The 18,214-nt window shown below is 53.4% G+C and carries 17 protein-coding genes; 11 read left to right on the top strand and 6 right to left on the bottom strand.

The features are described 5' to 3' along the window. Nucleotides 1-72: 72 nt before the first annotated feature. The 4 genes from NXT00_RS06655 (at nt 73) to NXT00_RS06640 (ending at nt 4,544) form a co-directional block, all read left to right on the top strand. A complete protein-coding gene (locus NXT00_RS06655) occupies nt 73-1,023 on the top strand; it encodes an L-lactate dehydrogenase (protein WP_259078539.1) in 951 nt (316 codons plus the stop codon). Nucleotides 1,024-1,087: 64 nt separating this feature from the next. Continuing rightward, on the top strand, nt 1,088-1,813 hold the full coding sequence (locus NXT00_RS06650) for a glycerophosphodiester phosphodiesterase family protein (RefSeq protein ID WP_259078541.1): 726 nt from the start codon (nt 1,088-1,090) through the stop codon (nt 1,811-1,813). A gap of 5 nt (nt 1,814-1,818) precedes the next feature. Next, a complete protein-coding gene (locus tag NXT00_RS06645; protein ID WP_259078542.1) occupies nt 1,819-2,724 on the top strand; it encodes a DUF5926 family protein in 906 nt (301 codons plus the stop codon). 314 nt (nt 2,725-3,038) lie between these two features. After that, entirely contained in the window at nt 3,039-4,544 is a 1,506-nt protein-coding gene (locus tag NXT00_RS06640) for a sodium:alanine symporter family protein (protein ID WP_259158490.1), read from the top strand. Nucleotides 4,545-4,582: 38 nt separating this feature from the next. Here the strand turns inward: NXT00_RS06640 and NXT00_RS06635 are convergent, their stop codons facing one another. Genes NXT00_RS06635 through NXT00_RS06625 form a run of 3 tightly spaced genes read right to left on the bottom strand, consistent with a single transcriptional unit; the run spans nt 4,583 to nt 7,645 of the window. Beyond that, nucleotides 4,583-5,710: an LCP family protein gene (locus NXT00_RS06635; protein WP_259158487.1), complete on the bottom strand. Its 1,128-nt coding sequence runs from the start codon at nt 5,708-5,710 to the stop codon at nt 4,583-4,585. 37 nt (nt 5,711-5,747) lie between these two features. Then, nucleotides 5,748-6,488: a CPBP family intramembrane glutamic endopeptidase gene (locus NXT00_RS06630; RefSeq protein WP_259158485.1), complete on the bottom strand. Its 741-nt coding sequence runs from the start codon at nt 6,486-6,488 to the stop codon at nt 5,748-5,750. Then, nucleotides 6,485-7,645: an amidase gene (locus NXT00_RS06625; protein ID WP_259158484.1), complete on the bottom strand. Its 1,161-nt coding sequence runs from the start codon at nt 7,643-7,645 to the stop codon at nt 6,485-6,487. The genes NXT00_RS06630 and NXT00_RS06625 overlap by 4 nt, the downstream gene beginning before the upstream one ends. Nucleotides 7,646-7,727: 82 nt before the next feature. Between NXT00_RS06625 and pheA the strand changes: the two genes are divergently transcribed. Both pheA and NXT00_RS06615 read left to right on the top strand, forming a co-directional pair. Next, nucleotides 7,728-8,645, top strand: coding sequence for a prephenate dehydratase (gene pheA / locus NXT00_RS06620; protein WP_396124763.1), 918 nt, complete (start codon nt 7,728-7,730; stop codon nt 8,643-8,645). A 52-nt stretch (nt 8,646-8,697) separates the two neighbouring features. Next, nucleotides 8,698-9,363, top strand: a complete 666-nt coding sequence (locus NXT00_RS06615; protein ID WP_259158483.1) for a histidine phosphatase family protein — start codon at nt 8,698-8,700, stop codon at nt 9,361-9,363. An 8-nt stretch (nt 9,364-9,371) separates the two neighbouring features. On the opposite strand, the gene NXT00_RS06610 is transcribed toward NXT00_RS06615, so the two are convergent. Continuing rightward, on the bottom strand, nt 9,372-9,716 hold the full coding sequence (locus NXT00_RS06610) for a metallopeptidase family protein (protein ID WP_259078557.1): 345 nt from the start codon (nt 9,714-9,716) through the stop codon (nt 9,372-9,374). A gap of 16 nt (nt 9,717-9,732) precedes the next feature. Beyond that, the gene (locus tag NXT00_RS06605) at nt 9,733-10,749 is read right to left on the bottom strand and encodes a septum formation family protein (protein WP_259158482.1); all 1,017 of its coding nucleotides are present in this window, start codon (nt 10,747-10,749) and stop codon (nt 9,733-9,735) included. Between the two features lie 102 nt (nt 10,750-10,851). Here NXT00_RS06605 and serS point away from each other — a divergent pair, with 102 nt between their 5' ends. From serS to NXT00_RS06590, 3 genes are read left to right on the top strand one after another with little or no spacing between them, the layout of a single operon-like run. After that, nucleotides 10,852-12,111 (top strand): serine--tRNA ligase, encoded by a 1,260-nt coding sequence (gene serS / locus NXT00_RS06600; RefSeq protein WP_259078560.1) that lies wholly within the window; start codon nt 10,852-10,854, stop codon nt 12,109-12,111. Nucleotides 12,112-12,129: 18 nt separating this feature from the next. Then, nucleotides 12,130-13,119 (top strand): 1-acyl-sn-glycerol-3-phosphate acyltransferase, encoded by a 990-nt coding sequence (locus NXT00_RS06595; protein ID WP_259078561.1) that lies wholly within the window; start codon nt 12,130-12,132, stop codon nt 13,117-13,119. Nucleotides 13,120-13,163: 44 nt separating this feature from the next. Then, complete coding sequence (locus NXT00_RS06590) at nt 13,164-13,976, top strand: HAD family hydrolase (protein WP_259158481.1); 813 nt, start codon at nt 13,164-13,166, stop codon at nt 13,974-13,976. Between the two features lie 305 nt (nt 13,977-14,281). On the opposite strand, the gene NXT00_RS06585 is transcribed toward NXT00_RS06590, so the two are convergent. After that, entirely contained in the window at nt 14,282-16,159 is a 1,878-nt protein-coding gene (locus tag NXT00_RS06585) for an N-acetylmuramoyl-L-alanine amidase (protein ID WP_259158480.1), read from the bottom strand. A gap of 223 nt (nt 16,160-16,382) precedes the next feature. On the opposite strand from NXT00_RS06585, the gene glf reads away from it, so the two are divergent. Next, on the top strand, nt 16,383-17,549 hold the full coding sequence (glf, locus tag NXT00_RS06580) for a UDP-galactopyranose mutase (RefSeq protein WP_259158477.1): 1,167 nt from the start codon (nt 16,383-16,385) through the stop codon (nt 17,547-17,549). Nucleotides 17,550-17,649: 100 nt separating this feature from the next. Further along, nucleotides 17,650-18,189: a phosphatase PAP2 family protein gene (locus tag NXT00_RS06575; RefSeq protein ID WP_259158475.1), complete on the top strand. Its 540-nt coding sequence runs from the start codon at nt 17,650-17,652 to the stop codon at nt 18,187-18,189. Nucleotides 18,190-18,214: the final 25 nt, after the last annotated feature.

Here is an 18,214-nt window from a genome sequence, read left to right as displayed (position 1 = left end):
ACGAGGTGCACCGCGAATATTTTCTCATACTCTATCCAGAGTTCAAGGTTCAAGGGAAAGGCGCATTGCGTTATGAAGCAAACGGTTGGAAATAAAGTAGTTCTCATTGGTGCCGGCGACGTCGGAGTCGCCTTTGCATATGCCCTCGTCAACCAGGGTACCTGTGATCACCTCGCCATCATTGATATTGATGAGAAGAAGCTTGAGGGCAACGTCATGGACCTCAACCACGGCGTGGTGTGGGCTCCTTCACGCACCAAGGTCACTCGTGGTACCTACGCTGACTGCGAAGATGCAGCCATGGTTGTCATCTGCGCAGGCGCACCCCAGAAGCCAGGCGAGACTCGACTGCAGCTTGTGGATAAAAATATGAAGATCATGAAGTCCATCGTCGATTCCGTGATGGGTGCAGGCTTCGATGGCATATTCTTGATCGCCTCCAACCCAGTGGATATTCTCACCTATGCTGCATGGCGCTACTCCGGTCTTGACTGGCACCGCGTTATCGGTTCCGGCACTGTGCTAGACTCCGCTCGCTTCCGCTATATGCTCGGTGAGCGCTATGAAGTGGCTCCGACCTCTATTCACTCCTATATTATTGGTGAGCACGGTGACACTGAGCTGCCTGTTCTTTCCTCCGCTACCGTTGCAGGTGTCTCTATGCGTAAGCAGCTGGAGAAGACTCCGGGGCTGGAGGAGGAGCTAGAGAAGATCTTCGAAGAAACCCGCGATGCCGCTTATACGATTATTGATGCTAAGGGATCCACCTCCTATGGTATCGGCATGGGTCTTGCCCGCATAGCAAAGGCTGTTTTGCGTAACCAAGATGTGGCCTTGCCTGTTTCGGCGCTACTCAACGGTGAGTATGGCGAAGAAAATATCTATATCGGCACCCCAGCGATCATCCATCGCAAGGGTATTCGCCGCGTTGTTGAGCTGGAGCTGAACGACCATGAAGCCGAGCGTTTCAAGCATTCTGCTGATACGCTGCGCGCTATCCAGGAGAAGTTCTTCCAAGACTAATGCTGCTAAAAAAGCCCCGCCCCTTATCTTGGGGTGGGGCTTTCTCCGTTGTAGGCTAGGAATAATGAGCGCACATATCACGCCAAAAATTGTCGCCCACCGCGGTTTTAGCGGCCAGTATCCGGAGATGTCGCGCCTGGCTTTTCAAAAGGCACTCGAGCTTCCTGGTCTTTTTGGTGTGGAATGCGATGTCCGGCTCACTCTCGATAACCGTCTGGTATTAACCCACGATCCTACGATGCTCAGAACGGCGGGCAGCCCGCTGCGTGTGGAAAGCTCGACCTACCAGGAGCTAAGCAAGCTCAATATCTCAACCGCGCCATATCCGCCGCAGCGCATTATGCTGCTTGAGGAGCTCATCGATCTGGTTCTCGCTACTGATAAGCACTTGTTTATCGAGACGAAACAGCCGTTATGCGCGCGTCGTAAAGTCGATATCTATCTCGTTGATCTCCTTCAGCAGCGTGGCCTTGATCAGTGCGATCGTATCCATATCATTTCTTTTTCGCACGCCGCTCTGCGCCGTATACGGGCTCGGGTGCCTGATCTTGACACTTATTATTTACGCCACGAATGGGAACGTTGGTTTGATAGCTCGAGACTCGGATTGTCTCAACCTAAAGGTTTGGGGCTTTCGATCCTCGGGGCTAAATTGCGACCCGATTATATTGTTCCGCCCAGCTATGTCTTCACGGTCAATGAGGTGGAAGATCTCATATGGTGTCGAGACCATAAAGTGACGATCATAGCCACTGATTTTCCCCCGCGTGCGATGACTGCGGTAGATTGATCTGCATGGCTAAGAAGAAAAAGAATGACAACCAACGAACCGATGGATTGAGCCGTCGGCAGGCGAAATTACAGGCCCGCGCCGCAGAACGTGCTAAGTTCGAGCGCGATCCTCGTCCCTTCGGAGATGTGAAGGACGAAACTGATCTTATCGCCGTTCAGGAATTTGTCCCTTCCGCTTTCGCTCCCATCTCTGTTACCGGAACCGACCGCAAGGTGCTATTGTGCACAGTTTTACCTGGTGGCGCGGCTGCAATTGTGCGCGAGGATGGGGAGGCGCTGGTAGCCCTCCAACATCGCACCCCTTCGCGTAACCCGAATCGTGATCTTGCTTATGCGCTGGCGTGGGTTGTGTCCGCGCACCCTGGTGCAACCTTGGAGAATGGCCATGCGGATGGTACTGAGCCGGCTTTGACTGAGATCCTCGATCCCACCCAAGACATCGTCTTTGACGAGCATGACAATTTCAATTGGTGGCTCCCCGAGGCGGCCCAGTCCGACCCTCAGCATCTGCAGGCTATTGAGGCTGCTAACGAGAGTGTTCTGCCGAGCGCTAAGGTAGAGGCCAAGATTTCGGGCACCGCGTGGTGGATTAATCCAGGGACGAAGGCCCACATTCGGTGGGTGCGCCCTGAGGCTGAGGATCAGGTGTTGTACGCTCTTGCTCGTATTGCTGCGCGTGGCGAGCTGAAATTGGGTGCAGAGACCAAATTCGCTGGCGCATTCCGTACTCATGGCATTGTGGTGCCGGTGTGGGATCTCGATCCGCATCGGGAGTCTGCTAGCTATGCGGCAGATCTGGAGGCTTTGGATGCCAAGATTAGCGCCGAGATTGATAATGATGCTCCGCTGAGCGCTGATGAGCGCCGTCAGTTGGAGAATATTAAATCTCGTCAAGTCACGTTGCGCTAGATTCACTTGCTCCCGCTCTTTCGAGTGGGAGCTCGGATCTATTTTCTATAGGTTGATCGAAAGAGGGGGCAGTAGGTGGGGGTAGGAAAAAGCGGGTAGTAACCGAGAGGTATTGGTTTAGTAAATCTGCCGCTTAGCTGCAGATTTCTCCTAGTTTCTGAGACTTTCTTATTCGCGACTTAAAACCGTGCCCATAATTTCATAGTGGCAATTGCGGTCTGGCTCGTGCAGAATTGGGAACAAACCTCATTTTAAGTGATTGTTATCACAGCTTTCCTTCTAGTGTGGAGTCAACAATATGAAGGGACCCCTAAATGGAAGCGTTCATTAATTTTCTAACGTCGGTTATTTGGTCACCGGCACTTATCTTCTTATGCCTCGGCGCCGGTGTTTATTTCACCATCGCCACCGGTTTTCTCCAGATCCGGTGTATTCCCGATATGCTTAAGCAATTACGCGATGGAGAAAAATCCGAAAACGGTATTTCCTCATTCCAATCATTGATGATCTCACTCGCAGGTCGCGTGGGCGTAGGTAATATTGCAGGTGTAGCCACTGCCATCGCCTTTGGTGGCCCGGGTGCTGTCTTTTGGATGTGGACCGTCGCACTGCTCGGCTCCGCCACGTCCTTTATAGAATGTACCCTCGCGCAGATTTACAAAGAACAAGACCGCGATACCGGCGAATACCGTGGTGGGCCAGCCTACTATATTGAAAAGGCCTATCGCGGAACCAAAGCTGCGCCCTTTATGAAGATCTATGCCATTATTTTCGCTGTGTCCATGGTGCTCGCTACCTCCTATTTCCTCCCAGGTATCCAAGCCAACGGAGTAGCCGCCGCGGTCGAGAATGCATGGGGTACCGATGTGACGATCACCTCGATTATCCTCGCTGTAGCCTTGGCTATCATTGTCTTCGGGGGCGTCAAGCGCATAGCTAATTTCGCCTCCTTCGTCGTCCCGTTTATGGCTGTTATCTACATCATCGTTGCGCTTGCGATCCTCTTTGCCAATTACGATCAAATCGATGATGTCTTTATGGTCATTATTCGATCTGCTTTCGGTCTCGACGCCACCTTCGCGGGTATGCTCGGCGTAGCGATTATGTGGGGTGTCAAACGCGGAATCTACTCCAACGAAGCAGGACAGGGTACCGGCCCCCAGTCTGCAGCGGCGGCCGAAGTATCCCACCCCGCTAAGCAAGGTTTCGTTCAGGCTTTCGCCGTCTATATTGATACGCTCTTTGTCTGTTCGGCAACTGCCTTTATTATCATCTCGACCGATATGTACAAAGTCTTTGAAGGCGGCTCCGATGAAGGAACAGTTATCTATAGTGGATCCTTAGCCGAGGGTATTCCGGTAGGTCCAGGATTTGTTCAAGCTGGTCTTAACAGCTTCGCCGGTGGCGTTGGACCAAGTTTCGTTGCCGTGGCTATTATGCTCTTTGCCTTCACCACGGTACTGGCCTACTACTATATGGCTGAAACCAATATCGCCTACTTCAATCGCTGGATTGGCTCTCCCGTCATCCGTCGCACCATGGTGTGGGCACTGCGTGCGTTGATTATTATATCGGTCCTTGTTGGTGGCATGACTACTCCAGGTACCGCATGGGCTCTTGGAGATATCGGAGTGGGAATGACAGCGTGGTTGAATATTATCGCTATTCTGATCCTGCAGATACCAGCCCACAAGGCACTGCGTGATTATCAACGACAGAAGAAAGCTGGAGTGGATCCCCAATTTGACCCCGCAGCTATTGGCATTAAAAACGCAGACTTCTGGGAAGAGCGCACCCGAAAGCGCACAACTCGCGTCTAAATAGGAAAAAAGTGGGCCTATATAGGCCCACTTTTTTGTTAACGCATAGAATCAAATAATGCCGTTGCTCCCGCTTCATCCCACAGCACCACGCTACCCACATCATATTCAGCGAAGCCACCAACTGGTACCGTCTCAGTTCGCACCCCAGAGCGCATAGCAAAAGCCACGCGGAGCAGATGCCATAGATGATCACCCGAACCCGCCGTGAAACTATCAACGGTTGTAAGAATTGTGCGTATCAGACGGTAGGGGTTGAAAATGATACTTAAGTCGGTGGTTTTATTAACTAATGCCGAGAAGAATTCCCGCTGCCGCTGCACGCGGTCGAGATCACCCATCGCTGTTTGGCGGGTGCGCACATAACCAAGGGCCGTAGGACCGTCGACAAGTTGGCAACCTGCCCCTATATTGAGTTGCGCGAGCGGATCTTCAATGGGCTGATCGGGGCATACCTCAATGCCCCCCAGTGCATCCACCACATGGGCTAAGCCACCCATTCCGATCTCCGCATAATGATCGATACTTAAGCCTGTTGATTCCTCCACTGTTTGGGTAAGGAGCGGCGCGGATCCATAGGTAAATGCGGCGTTGATTTTATCCATCCCGTAACCTGGAATATTGACATAGGAATCACGCGGAATAGAGACCAAGGTGGCTTGTCCACGCAGCGGAATATGCATGACCATAATGGTATCTGTGCGCCGGGAACCAATATCACCACCCGTACCTAAACGGTTCGCTTCTTCTTCACTAAGCCCAGCTCGAGAGTCTGAACCCACCAATAGCCAATTCGTTCCCGACGTAGACGCGATGGGCGCCGCGGAGGCGAAAGGAGTGCGATTGATCTTCATATCCAGCCACAGCACTGACACCAAGGAAAACACCACAATGGTGGCCAGAATCAGACTCAACGATTTGAAGAATCGTCGTGCCGGAGAGCGCCGCGGGGCTAAGCGACGAGGCGGCTGTGGAATTGTAGCTGGACGCTGAACGGGTAATTCTTGGCGTGGTCTTATCGGGTCGGTACGTGAAGGTCGCTGGATCGGGCGCTGTGGTGGGGGCTGCATCCTAGGACGCGCTCGAACGGGGCGACCGAAACGATCAGTGACGATCCTGCCCTGAGCATCACGCAGATACTCGATATGGTTGCCCTGGTTAGTCATAGCTTTAACAGTAGTAGTAACAGCTGAGGCCTTGAAACTATTTAAGGTTCAGATATACAGATCCAACAAATGCCACGAGATCAATAAAGAAATGCGCGAAGATGAGCGGCCACACTCTATTCGTTTTGTGGTAGACATACCCAAATACTATCCCCATAATAATATTGCCCACCCCAGCGGATATGCCCTGGTAGAGGTGATAAGAGCCGCGGAGTAGAGCCGAAGAAGCTATCGCTTTTACCTGCGAGACCCCAGCGCTTTTCAGGCGCGTCATCAACCACAGCACCACTACTACTTCCTCGCTAAAAGCGTTTGCGGCAGCGAATCCCACACTTAATCCGATATGCCACCACGGGCTATCAGCTGGAACCGGTATAACCTGCTTACTCAGGCCTAGATGCAGGGCACCTAGATAGAAAAGCAGTCCCGGAATCCCAATAAGTGCGGCCAGGCCCACCCCTAAACGTGCGGAATGGACGAGGTGTGCTACTGGCCATAGCCGAATCTTAAGGAGGTAGAGGCACAAGAAGCCCCAGGAAAAAACCAGAGCGATGGAGGTGAGCTGAAAACCGATATCGATCAGTGGCAATGGTGCTCTCGAGGGAACAATTGCGACCTGCTGCGCATTCAGCGGTTTGGTGTCGAGTAACGAGCGGGCCAAATTCAACAGTGCTCTCAGCCCCGAAGTACCAAAGGTAGCAAGGAGCACCACCACAATCTCTGCCCCTAGACCAGGCTCCCACGGACGCTGCTCAGACTGAGTTGCAGATATGCTCATGTGGAACCTCCAGGTGTTGATAATTGCATGGCGAGGCCAAAAAGTTCTGCCGCACTGATTCGTAATGCTCCGAGATGGATAGAACTCAAGGGCGACAGGTGGGGCAAGGATAAAGCCGCGAGACCCGCCATATTGTAGGTTGTCGCCCAAGGAGTCCACTGGGTCTGCCGATAAAAATCCTCCTCGGGGGAATAAGAGGAAAAATAGCCGTGGACTGGGGGCAAAAATGCCAAGGTGGGACTGAGCACCACATCAACTTCCCAAGCGCGGAGGATTTGATCCTTCACCGACATAAACTCCGCAACCGCTTGCCGTCTGGAGGCCTGTGATAGTTGTGCTCCACGCTCGCGCAGCCACTCCACCAATGGAGAGGCTGCGCCTGGAATACGCTGAGCACGCAAGGCCAAAATAGTGCTAAAGGCCTCAAAAGGGGAATCGCCATAAGGCCGAGCAAGCACCGAGATCTTATGACCCTTCTGACTTAGCTGCGTCGCAGCGCTATCGACTGCTTCAAGCATCATATCGGCCACGGGGGTCTCGGCGTGGAGCGGTTGGGTGAGCACCCCAATGTGCAGGGGAGGTGGGGTCACAGGCCTGATTGCATGCACATAGGCGGCGTCAGCAAGCGTGCGTGTGAGGAAACCTTGCACCACGGGATTTGCTCCCGCGGTGGAATGTGCTGGCTTAAACCCTATCAACCCCGTCGCCGCTGCAGGAACGCGAATCGAACCGCCCCCGTCAGAGGCATGGGCCGCTCGTACCAGCCCGCGAGCCACCATAACAGCCGCTCCGCCCGAGGAACCGCCAGGCGTGTGACCGGGCAAGAGTGGGTTATCGGGGCGCGCCTGCCCCACCGGCTCGGTATAGGCAGATAGTCCCATTTCCGGCGTGAGAGATTTGCCAGGGATGATAGCCCCTTGGCTGAGGATAGAGGCGAGGAAGGCATCCGTTTCTGTGGCCATATAGGTGCGGTTGATATTGCCCAAAGTAGTGGGCATGCCCGCTATATCGCTTAAGTCTTTGGCAGGAATAATCCAACCACTTAGCCGCCCGTGAGCATGCGCGCGGGCGTGGGGGTCAAAATAGGAAAACCCATGATCCTTAGGGGTGAGTGCCTGTAGCTGGCTTGCCAGCTGAGAGACTGCAGAAACAACCATAGGATTAGCGTACCGAGTCCGCCTAGGCTGCGGTAGCATCGAGCATCATGAGCATATATGGGAGTACGCGGTGAACCAGCCAGTGACAATGTCCTATCTTGGACCAGCGGGGACCTTCACTGAGATGGCTCTCGCCGAATTTCGACGTGCGCATTTTTCTGGGGTTCAAAGCAATTCCCTCCCTACTGACTCTCCCAGCGAGGCTATCTCCGCTGTGCTTGATCGCCAGGCCGATTATGCATGTGTAGCCTTGGAAAACTCGGTTGATGGGCCCATTACAGCCACCTTTGACGCGCTAACGAGGGGGGTGCAAATTTATTATGAGTACGACCTAGAAATCTCTTTCGCCCTCATGACTCGCCCTCACCACAGCTATGGCAAGCGCCCAATATTAAGCACGCATCCGGTGGCATACCAGCAAACGAAGGTGTGGATAAAAGATCATATTGGTGAGCACGAATTTCTCCCCGCATCCTCGAATGCTGCTGCCGCACAAGCAGTAGCTAGAGGTGAGGCAGATATTGCAGTCGCACCAGCCCTCTCGGCCGAGATCTACGAATTAGAGATTAAGGCCACTCACGTGGCAGATCAGGCCCATGCCATGACCCGATTTGTTCTCGTCGGTCTCCCTGGAGTCCCCACCCCACGGACCGGTCATGATCGTACAGGTTTAGCGTTTACCCTGCCGAATACCCCGGGATCTCTGGTAGGGGCTTTAAATGAATGTGCGGTACGGGGTGTGGACTTAACCCGTATTGAATCCCGCCCCCTGCATCAGGGATTGGGTAGCTACCGCTTCTACGTGGATCTTCATGGGCATATATCTGACCCGGATATCCAAGAGGCCCTCGCGGCACTGTACCGCCGCGCCACTGATCTTATCTTTCTAGGTTCATGGCCGCGTATTGATGCCCCCATAGACCGCGTTGACCAAGAGCCGCGTTATCGGAGTGCTCAGTCGTGGATTCAGTCCTTATTGAAAGGCACACCAGTGGGCTAGACTATGTTCGTGGATCAGCACCCATGAACTGAGTAAGACAAGAGGGGAATCTATGAGTGGTCGAATTATTGTGATGCGCCATGGCCGGACGCATTCTAATGCTCGCGGAATTTTTGATACTCAGCTACCTGGTGCGGAATTATCGGTTATAGGCAGACACCAAGTACGCGAATCCGGACGCAGGCTGCGCACGCTTAGCGATAACGTAGGCTACGCTGCGAGCTCCCAGGCTTTACGGGCCCAGCAGTCCATGCTCCTCGCGGTGGCCGCATATTGTGGGGACGAGGGTGAGGTGCCTCAGATCGCCCAGCCAAAAATGACTATGACGGTGCTGCCAGGCATCCACGAACTGGGAGCGGGTGATCTCGAGGGGCGCAGTGATGATCGAGCCCACGATGCTTATATTGCGACGTTGAAGCGGTGGAATGAGGGCGATCTACATGCGGGAATGCCGGGTGGAGAGACCGCCCAGGATTATCTCAATCGAGCGACCCCCATCCTAGAAGCGGTTGCTCAACGCTGCCACGACACCAACCAAGATAGCTTAATGGTTATCCATGGGGCGGCTATCCGCATCCTTGGGCTGCATGCGACAACACTTGACGGTGATTATGTTCGCGAGAGCTATATCGCCAATGGCTCCTTGAGTATCATCGAACCCCGCGGCGCTTTCGGTACCTGGACGTGCAAGTATTTTGCCGATCAACCAGTACCCTAGGAGCGACCCTAATAACCGCGAGCGTGTAGCTCCTCATCGTCGAAGCCAAAATAATGACCCACTTCGTGAATCACCGTAATGCGCACCTGTTCTGCTAATTGTTCCCTAGAGGTACAAAAACGCTTTAATGCCTCACGGTAAATCGTGATGGTATCGGGTAAATATCCGGCGTTACCAAATTGACGCTCCGGAAGTGGGATACCCGTATACAGCCCGAGCACTCCAGGTCCTGAAGGGTGCAGATCTTCAATCAATATGGCTATATTTCTCATATGATCCCGAAATTCGGGGGGAATTGTAGCCAGTGCTGCATCAACTAGATCCGCAAAGTCTGCTTCAGAAATCTCAACCATATATCAAGTCTAGTGATTAGCGTGGTGGCGGTGGAGCCACACCATCAAGAGCCTCGGGATTAATAATGGGGGCGCGTTCGGGGCGCTGCTCAGGGGGAGTTCCGTTGATAGTGAAGTTGCCCTTTGCGCTGCCCTCGAGCACCGCAAAGCGATTATCAACGGGGAAGACGAGCGAGCAATTCACACTGTGGGAGCCAGTATCCCAAGAGCTGGGGGCAATCGTCGTCCAAAAAGGCTTAAGGGTGGAGAAATACAGAGGATCATCGCCTCCGAGATAATCACGGGCCGCTTGGGTGCATACACGACTGAGATGATTATCTTGCTCCTCGGTCGACGGGATCGACTGCGGAAAAACCGGGAGCAGATCAATAACGGCGGTGATCTCCATCTGATGCGGCTTTCCACAGGCAACCTGCTTCGTGGAATTAGAGGCGTCGAGAGCTAGGCACGTTCCTACGGGTGAGATGCGGGCCTGATCTTGATCTTGGACTCTGCCTTTGGTTTCAATGACCTCGCCGAGTTCATTCGTGGCCTGAATCCCACACAAAAGTGTACGATCGCCCAAATCCCACGACTCTTGGGGTGGCAGGATTGAGGCGATGGAATACTTGCCCAAGGGGTCGAATTTCGCATCAAGGTAGCGCATTGTAGGCGCTAAGCATAGTTCTTCTCGCAATTGCGCTTGCCGCGTCTGGTTAGGCATAGCCGCACTAGGGCCAAATTCACTGCTGGGGTAGGTGCCAAGATCTTCGCGGGAGGAGACTTCAAAACGGTGCAGACTGGCACAATCTGCCTGTTCAAAATTACTAACGGTGCCGTCGATAACAGTCCACGTCACGCACGAGCCGACATCGGCGGTGGTAAAAGAAGCGGTAGATGCGGCCGGTACCTTGGTGGTCATGTCGACGGGGGTGACGAGTGGAGAACTTAATTGGGCTCGCTGATATTGATAGGCACCCATGGCACATGATGCCGAGAGGGCGGCTACTAATATAATCCGCGTTGCCGTGGCGGATCTAAACTCTATCTCCATCTCAACCTCAGGTACTCGTATCGCTATGTTGACCCCAGCGTACTACGTTTTCTCGGCCCGTATTCTTTAAGTATTACAAGGATTAGCGGTAGGCTAAAGATCGTGATTGATCTAAAATTCCTCCGCGAAAATCCTGATATCGTCCGCGCATCCCAGCGCACCCGCGGCGCGTCACCTGAGCTTGTCGATGCTCTCATCGAAGCCGACGAAGCCCGGCGACAAGCAATCCAAAGAGCTGACGAGCTGCGCAGCGAGCAAAAAACCTTTGGGCGGAAGATCGGACAAGCCGATCCTAGCGAGCGCCCTCAGCTTTTAGCTGGCTCCAACCAGCTCAAAGCTAAGGTTAAAGAAGCGGAGGAGGCCCAGAAGGCAGCAGAGGAGACAGTGAACTCCTTGCAGATGCAATTGGGCAATATCGTTGAGGGTGCCCCGGCCGGTGGCGAAGACGACTTTATCGTGCTGGAGCATGTAGGCGAACCCACAACGTTTGATTTCGAACCTAAAGATCACCTCGACTTGGGCGAATCCTTAGGGCTTCTTGATGTTAAACGTGGGACTAAAGTTGGTGGTGCCCGTTTCTATTACCTCACTGGTGATGGGGCCTTCTTGCAACTAGGTATGCTCACATTAGCTGCCCAGAAGGCTCGTGCCGCTGGCTTTGAATTAATGATCCCGCCAGTTTTAGTGCGCCCCGATGTCATGCGCGGTACCGGTTTTCTCGGGGAACATTCCGACGAGATTTACTACCTCGAACGGGACGACCTCTATTTAGTGGGCACCTCCGAAGTAGCGCTAGCTGGTTATCACCAAGACGAAATTATTGACCTCACGCAGGGGCCGAAGAAATATGCCGGCTGGTCGTCGTGCTTTCGCCGGGAGGCTGGCTCCTATGGCAAAGATACACGCGGTATTTTGCGCGTTCACCAATTCGATAAATTGGAAATGTTCGTATATTGCAAACCAGAGGAGGCCGCAGCCCAGCACCAGGCTTTGTTAGATATGGAGCGCGATATGCTCTCCGCCGTCGAAGTCCCTTATAGAATTATCGATGTCGCTGGGGGTGACCTCGGGTCCTCCGCGGCGCGTAAATACGACACCGAGGCGTGGGTGCCCACCCAACATACGTACCGAGAACTCACCTCAACCTCGAACTGCACGACCTTCCAAGCCCGCCGCTTGCACACCCGCTATCGAGACGAGAATGGCAAGCCACAGATCGCCGCGACGCTCAATGGCACGCTAGCGACAACCCGGTGGTTGGTTGCCATCTTGGAAAATAATCAGCAAGCTGATGGTTCCGTGGTTGTTCCTGAGGCCTTAAGGCCCTTTGTGGGCAAGGATATCTTGGAACCGAAAAACTAAGAACTGAGGTTATAAGCCATGAGCCGCCCAGGTTTTCACCGCGTTGAAGATATTTTCCTCGTAGAGGATTCAGTCGAGGACGTTCCCCTCCATCCCGATAGCCGCGAGAGTTTTTATAATCGCATCATCGTGGGGGTGAAGGCCCTATTGAAGGCCCAAGGAATTACGGTCACTATTTTTGGGGCTGAGAATATCCCAACCCAGGGCCCGGCGCTCATGGCGTGTAACCATATGGGCTATTACGATTTCATATTCGTGGGTAGCTCTGCTTATTCCAGAGGCCGCCGATTGGTGCGCTTTATGGCTAAGAAAGAGCTGTTTGATATTCCAGGAGCGCGGCGGCTCTTAGCACGAATGAAACATATCGAGGTAGATCGCTTCGCTGGCCGAAGTGCTCTCGATCGAGCTGTGGCGAGTCTCAGGGACGGTAACCTTGTGGGAATTTTTCCCGAGGGAACCACGTCTCCGAGCTTCGAATTACAGGAGTTTAAAACGGGCGCGGCCAGGATTGCTAATCGAGCCGATTGTCCGCTCATTCCCATGGCACTGTGGGGCTCTCAACGGATCTGGGCCAAGGACCTCCCTAAACGTTTAGGTAGGAACCATTTTCCTGTGTGGCTAAAGGTGGGCGAACCGGTCGTGAGAACTGGCGATATCCATGAAGATACCCGCCGCCTCGAGCAAGCGATTAGCAATCTTCTTGACGAGGTGCGCGCAGCATACGAGGAGTTCAACGGACCGTTCCCAGGCGGTGAGAATTGGCGACCCGCCTCACTCGGTGGGGGTGCTCCTACTAGCGAAGAGGCTGCCGCTAAAACTCGAGCGATCCGCGAAAAACGACGCCTCAAGCGCGCCGAAAAGGAGGCTAAGAAAGCTGCGAAGCGGGAGCGTCGCGCGGCTCGTCGGCACCGCCGCGAAAAGAGACGCGAATTAAAATTCCTTGTAGCCAAGGAACTTTCCTTCTTCGAGAAGCTCAAGGTCATCTACTTTAAGTGGAAAGATTCCTAAATCGCCGGTCCGCATCTCGGAAAGGGATCGCTAGGATAGACGATATGACATATAAGTTGGTCGCCAGCGATGTGGATGGGACGCTCATTAACAGCGCCGAGCGGATTAGCCCTCGGCTCTACCGTGCACTTGAGTGCACAAATGGCAGGTATCACTTTGTCATAGCTACTGGTAGGCCTGCCCGCTGGGTAATTCCACTGGTAAATCAACTACCCTTCAAACCTGTGTGCATCTGCGCTAACGGAGCTGTTGTCTATGATTCGGCTCGCGATCGTATTATAAAAAACCACAGTATTCAGGCGGAGGTATTGCGTGCTGTGGTGAGTAAAGCGCGAGAAGTCCTTCCCGTTGGGGTAGCTGTAGAGCGCTGTGGCACCTCCGTATTAGATATTAACCAGGGCTGTTATGTGGTGACCGAGGATTATGCCCACGCGTGGGATTCTACGGAACACAGCGTCGTGGATCTGGATTCCGCACTTGCTGAACCAGCAGTGAAACTACTCCTGCGTTATGAAGCCTTAACAGCGCCGGAGCTTTTTGACCTGATTCGCCCGGCGATCCCGACCGATCTGGTTCACATCACTTATTCCATTAATGAAGGTTTACTTGAAGTATCCGCACCGAATATTACCAAAGCCCAGACCTTGAAAGAGCTCTGTGATGATATGGGAATCGCCGCTAAAGATGTCCTCGCCTTTGGCGATATGCGCAATGATCGCGAAATGATCGAGTGGGCGGGCCACGGAGTGGCCATGGCTAATGCCCAACAAGAGCTGCGGGCTTGCGCTGATGAAGTTACCGCGAGCAATGACGATGACGGTGTCGCGCGGATTCTCGAGAGGGTTTTTGGCCAGTAAAATTAACGCTCGATACCCCACCGCTAGAGAGAAGGCGAAACTGCGGGCGGCCCTTCAGACGTGGTTTTCAGAGAGGTCGAAGGGAGTGTGCTTTCTCTCGAGGGTGATTAATACTCTCTCGTTGTCGTTACGGTCTTTGTGGCTAGCGGTAATATAGGTGAGCGCTTACCTTTACGGGGAGAAAAGATACAGCACCAGTTTTTCTTTCTCGACGTGCCCCGAATGCGAAAAGCCACCACTTTCTGTGGTGGCTTGGGGCGGCAAATGGCGCGGGGATCTGGGAGAATATCCCCGCGCCAAGATTATTAAGGAGCTACGGGAGCAGGCTCATAAGCCTGGGCATCAACAGCTCCAGTGGCAGGATCGAAAGTGATATAGCCGTGTTCGAAATCGACGCGAATCTTACCGTCATCGGGGTGCTCCATATTAATGGGAAGTCCTAGCGGCCCGAAGTCGAAGCCCTGAGCAGCCCAGGTGTCACCAATGACACCCCACAGCGCCTGGGGTCCAGTGGTCTCGGAATCGACGATGATCCCGTTGTCGAAGAGCTGATAGGTCACATCGCGACCATCGGCGCCACTGTAGGTAATCGCACCAGAGCGCAGTTTGCCCAAGATTGGGGAGAGCTGGTTCCACAGTCGACTCAACTCCGAGTCGGAGGACAGCTGAGTTGAAGCACTAATGAGCGCCGGGATCTTCTCCAGCTTCAAGCCTTTGACTACCTCGATATTGCCAATCCTCTCAATACCGCCTTCAGGCAGTACACCAAGAGCGCCAGCGACACCGATGCCGAGCACGATGAGCGAGGCTGCCGAGACAATAATCGTAGTTGCATCACCATTATTGGAACTTAAGAGCTTGGTGAAAAGGTCCGCTCCTTCGGACGAGCTACCGGTTGCACTTGGTTGGCTCGGTTGGATTGGTCGGTTCGGTGTTTGCGGAACAACCGGTGGAATGGTGTTCTTTGGCTGTGGGTTAGGTCGAACAGCGTTGGAAGTAAGCAGATCATATTTAGCTTGAGCGATCTGACGGATGGTGCCCATCTTGTTGTATACATAGTCGCCGGGGCATTCGGTGAGGCCAACGTCGCGGTGGGCGAAGATATTGGGCAATTGCACAGCGGTACCATAGGGGTATTGGGTATAGCTGGTGCCCTCGGAATAGTGGGTATTATTGCCAGACGGATTAAAACCTGCAACTTTAGCGCGCCAGCCAGCCAATTCGCCGACTGATTTCAGCATTGCGGCAGTGGGCTGAGCAGTTTGGTAGTTGCCGAGCATTGAAATGGCCCAGGTATTTTGGTTAAAGCCGCCTGCGTGGGTACCAATGACGGCTTTGTTTAGTCCGCCGTAGCGACCTTCGTAGAGGTTTCCGTATTTATCGGCGAGCGCGTGGTATCCGATATCGCACCAGCCGAGTTGCTGGGCATGATACTGGTAAATGCCACGCACGATGCCTGGAGCTTGGGCTTCGGTGTAGTTATTGGAACCAGCTGTGTGGTGCACGACAACCGCTGATACCCCATCAGCGTATTCTGGCGATTTGCAACGAATCGATTCGTCGGCGCCCCAGCCCTTACGGGAAATCACGCGCGGCAAGCCAACCGCGTCATTAGCCAAGGTGATCTGGGTATCGACGATAGGGGATTCGCCACCATCAATAAAGACAGCGTCGAGCTTTGCAGCTTCCTCAGGATTAAAGAGATCGACACCGAGGATGGAGACCTGCACAGACTTAGTCGGTTCCACATAGATGGGTTCGGTGCCTTGGCGTTCGTAGTCAGCTACTTCGCGAGCGTCAACGGCCTCGGATTCAAACCATTCGGTCCAGGTACCGTCGGCGCGCTGGCTGCGGACGAAGGCGGCGATATCTTTCTCTCCCGCCCAGGTCATAGCGAAGATGGAGAATTCTTCCTCGCGGTTAAATTGTTTTACCGTGCGTTCGACGGGCCCCTCCTCGTCACTTTGAGTGGCGAGGGCTGCATCGTTGACCAGCACGTTTTGGCCGAGGTTGAAGTTCTCGGTGCTGGTGGTTGCAGTGATGGGTTCGATGCCATCAGATTCGGTTTTCAGTATTGAGGTGGTGCCCACGCCAATAGCGGTTCCAGCAATGAGGGTCATTGCTAACACTGCTGCGGTGATCGGGGGCGCCGAGGTAATGCCAAGGCGGCGGCGTTGTTTCACGTTAATCTCCCAACTTTATTGTGATTGATAAATGGGCACAGTCGTGCCACCTATCGGGCTTAACTGTAGTGTATTTATGGGGTAAAAGGGATGCATGTTGCTCATGTGAATAAGAAAGTGCATGTAAAGGGCATAAGAATTATTTTCCCGGCGTGTCGGATCAGTGAATATCTCGGTGTGTCCTGCAGAGCGAAACGCACCTTATATGGCTAGGGTTTTAGCTATGACTGACTTTGATGTAATCGTTGTTGGATCCGGACTCTTCGGTTTGACCGTAGCGGAGCGCGCAGCCAGCCAATTGAATAAGAAGGTACTCATTATTGAGCGCCGCGATCATATTGGCGGCAACGCCTATTCCGAGGCCGAACCAGAGACCGGCATTGAAATCCACAAATACGGAGCCCATCTCTTCCACACCTCCAATAAGCGAGTCTGGGAATACGTCAATCAATTCACCAGTTTCACTAATTATCAGCACCGCGTCTTCGCCATGCACAAAGGCCAGGCCTACCAATTTCCCATGGGGCTCGGGCTTATTAGCCAGTTCTTCGGAAAGTACTTCTCTCCAGACGAAGCTCGCGCCCTCATCGCTGAGCAGGCTGCCGAGATCAAGAGCGAAGATGCTAAAAACCTAGAAGAAAAGGCTATCTCTCTGATCGGCCGTCCCCTCTACGAAGCTTTTATTCGCGATTACACCGCGAAGCAGTGGCAAACGGATCCCAAGGATCTCCCAGCCGGTAATATCACCCGGCTGCCGGTGCGCTATAACTTCAACAACCGTTATTTCAACGATACCTACGAGGGCCTCCCTACAGACGGATACGCCGCATGGCTAGAACGAATGGCCGATCACCCCAATATCGACGTGCGTCTAAATACTGATTGGTTTGAGGTTCGCGATGAGGTGCGCGCCGCCTCCCCGAAGGCGCTCGTGGTCTATACCGGTCCCGTTGATCGTTATTTCGATTATCGCGAAGGAGCCCTAGGGTGGCGCACGCTTGATTTCGAGACCGAAGTTCTCGAAACTGGTGATTTCCAGGGAACTCCCGTCATGAACTACAACGATGCTGAGTTCCCCTTTACCCGAATCCACGAATTCCGCCACTTCCATCCCGAGCGCGACAACCAGTATCCTCAGGATAAAACCGTCATTATGCGCGAGTATTCACGCTTTGCGGAAGCCGGGGACGAGCCTTATTATCCAATCAATACCCCTGCAGACCGCGAGATGCTGTTAAAGTACCGCGAACACGTCGCCCGAGAGACCGCCGAGAATAAGGTCTATTTCGGGGGACGCCTGGGAACCTACCAGTACCTGGATATGCATATGGCTATTGCCTCGGCGCTAACTCTATTTGATAATGTGATCAGCCCGGCACTGCGCGCATAAAAGTCCACAGAGGTACCTAAGAAGTACATAAAAAATCCCCGACAGGGTGCGCGAAAATCCGCACCCTGTTAGCTCTCTATAGCTGTACAAGGAAAATAGTGTGGATATCGTCATCAACAACTGCTTTTTAGCGCTGAACGATTCTCCACTAACCCCCGCCGTTATCGCTTTTACTACCGCACTGCGGCCGGTATATCTCACGATCTCTCTATTTATTATGGCGGTACTCTGGTCCTGCTTGCCGAGGCTAAAAAGTCCGCTTCGGGTCATATTTGCCTTGCCTATTTCGGTCGCGCTCGCCAGTCTGAGTGCAGAAGGTATCAAGATGATTATTGCCCGACCCCGCCCCGATATCGCCGGCCACCTTGTGGAAGTCACTAGCTTTGCCTTCCCTTCCGGACACGCTACGGCAATCACTGCCTGCGCGAGTATGGCCACAATAATATGGGGCTGGAAAAAGACGTGGTGGACTTATATCGTGGCGATTGCCGTGTATATATCAAGGCTCTATACCGGGGTGCACTGGATGAGCGATATTATTGGCGGTATTATCCTAGGGCTCATCATTAGCGCCTTGATCGCACGCCTACTGGGAATTTCTCGTCTGTCTTCGCGCCCCGAAAAACACTCCGAGGAATAATATTTTGAAGGTATGTACCCAATAG

The organism is Corynebacterium sp. ES2715-CONJ3, assembly GCF_024814365.1.
GTDB lineage: Bacteria > Actinomycetota > Actinomycetes > Mycobacteriales > Mycobacteriaceae > Corynebacterium.
This window is presented reverse-complemented; position numbering and strand designations above follow the sequence as displayed.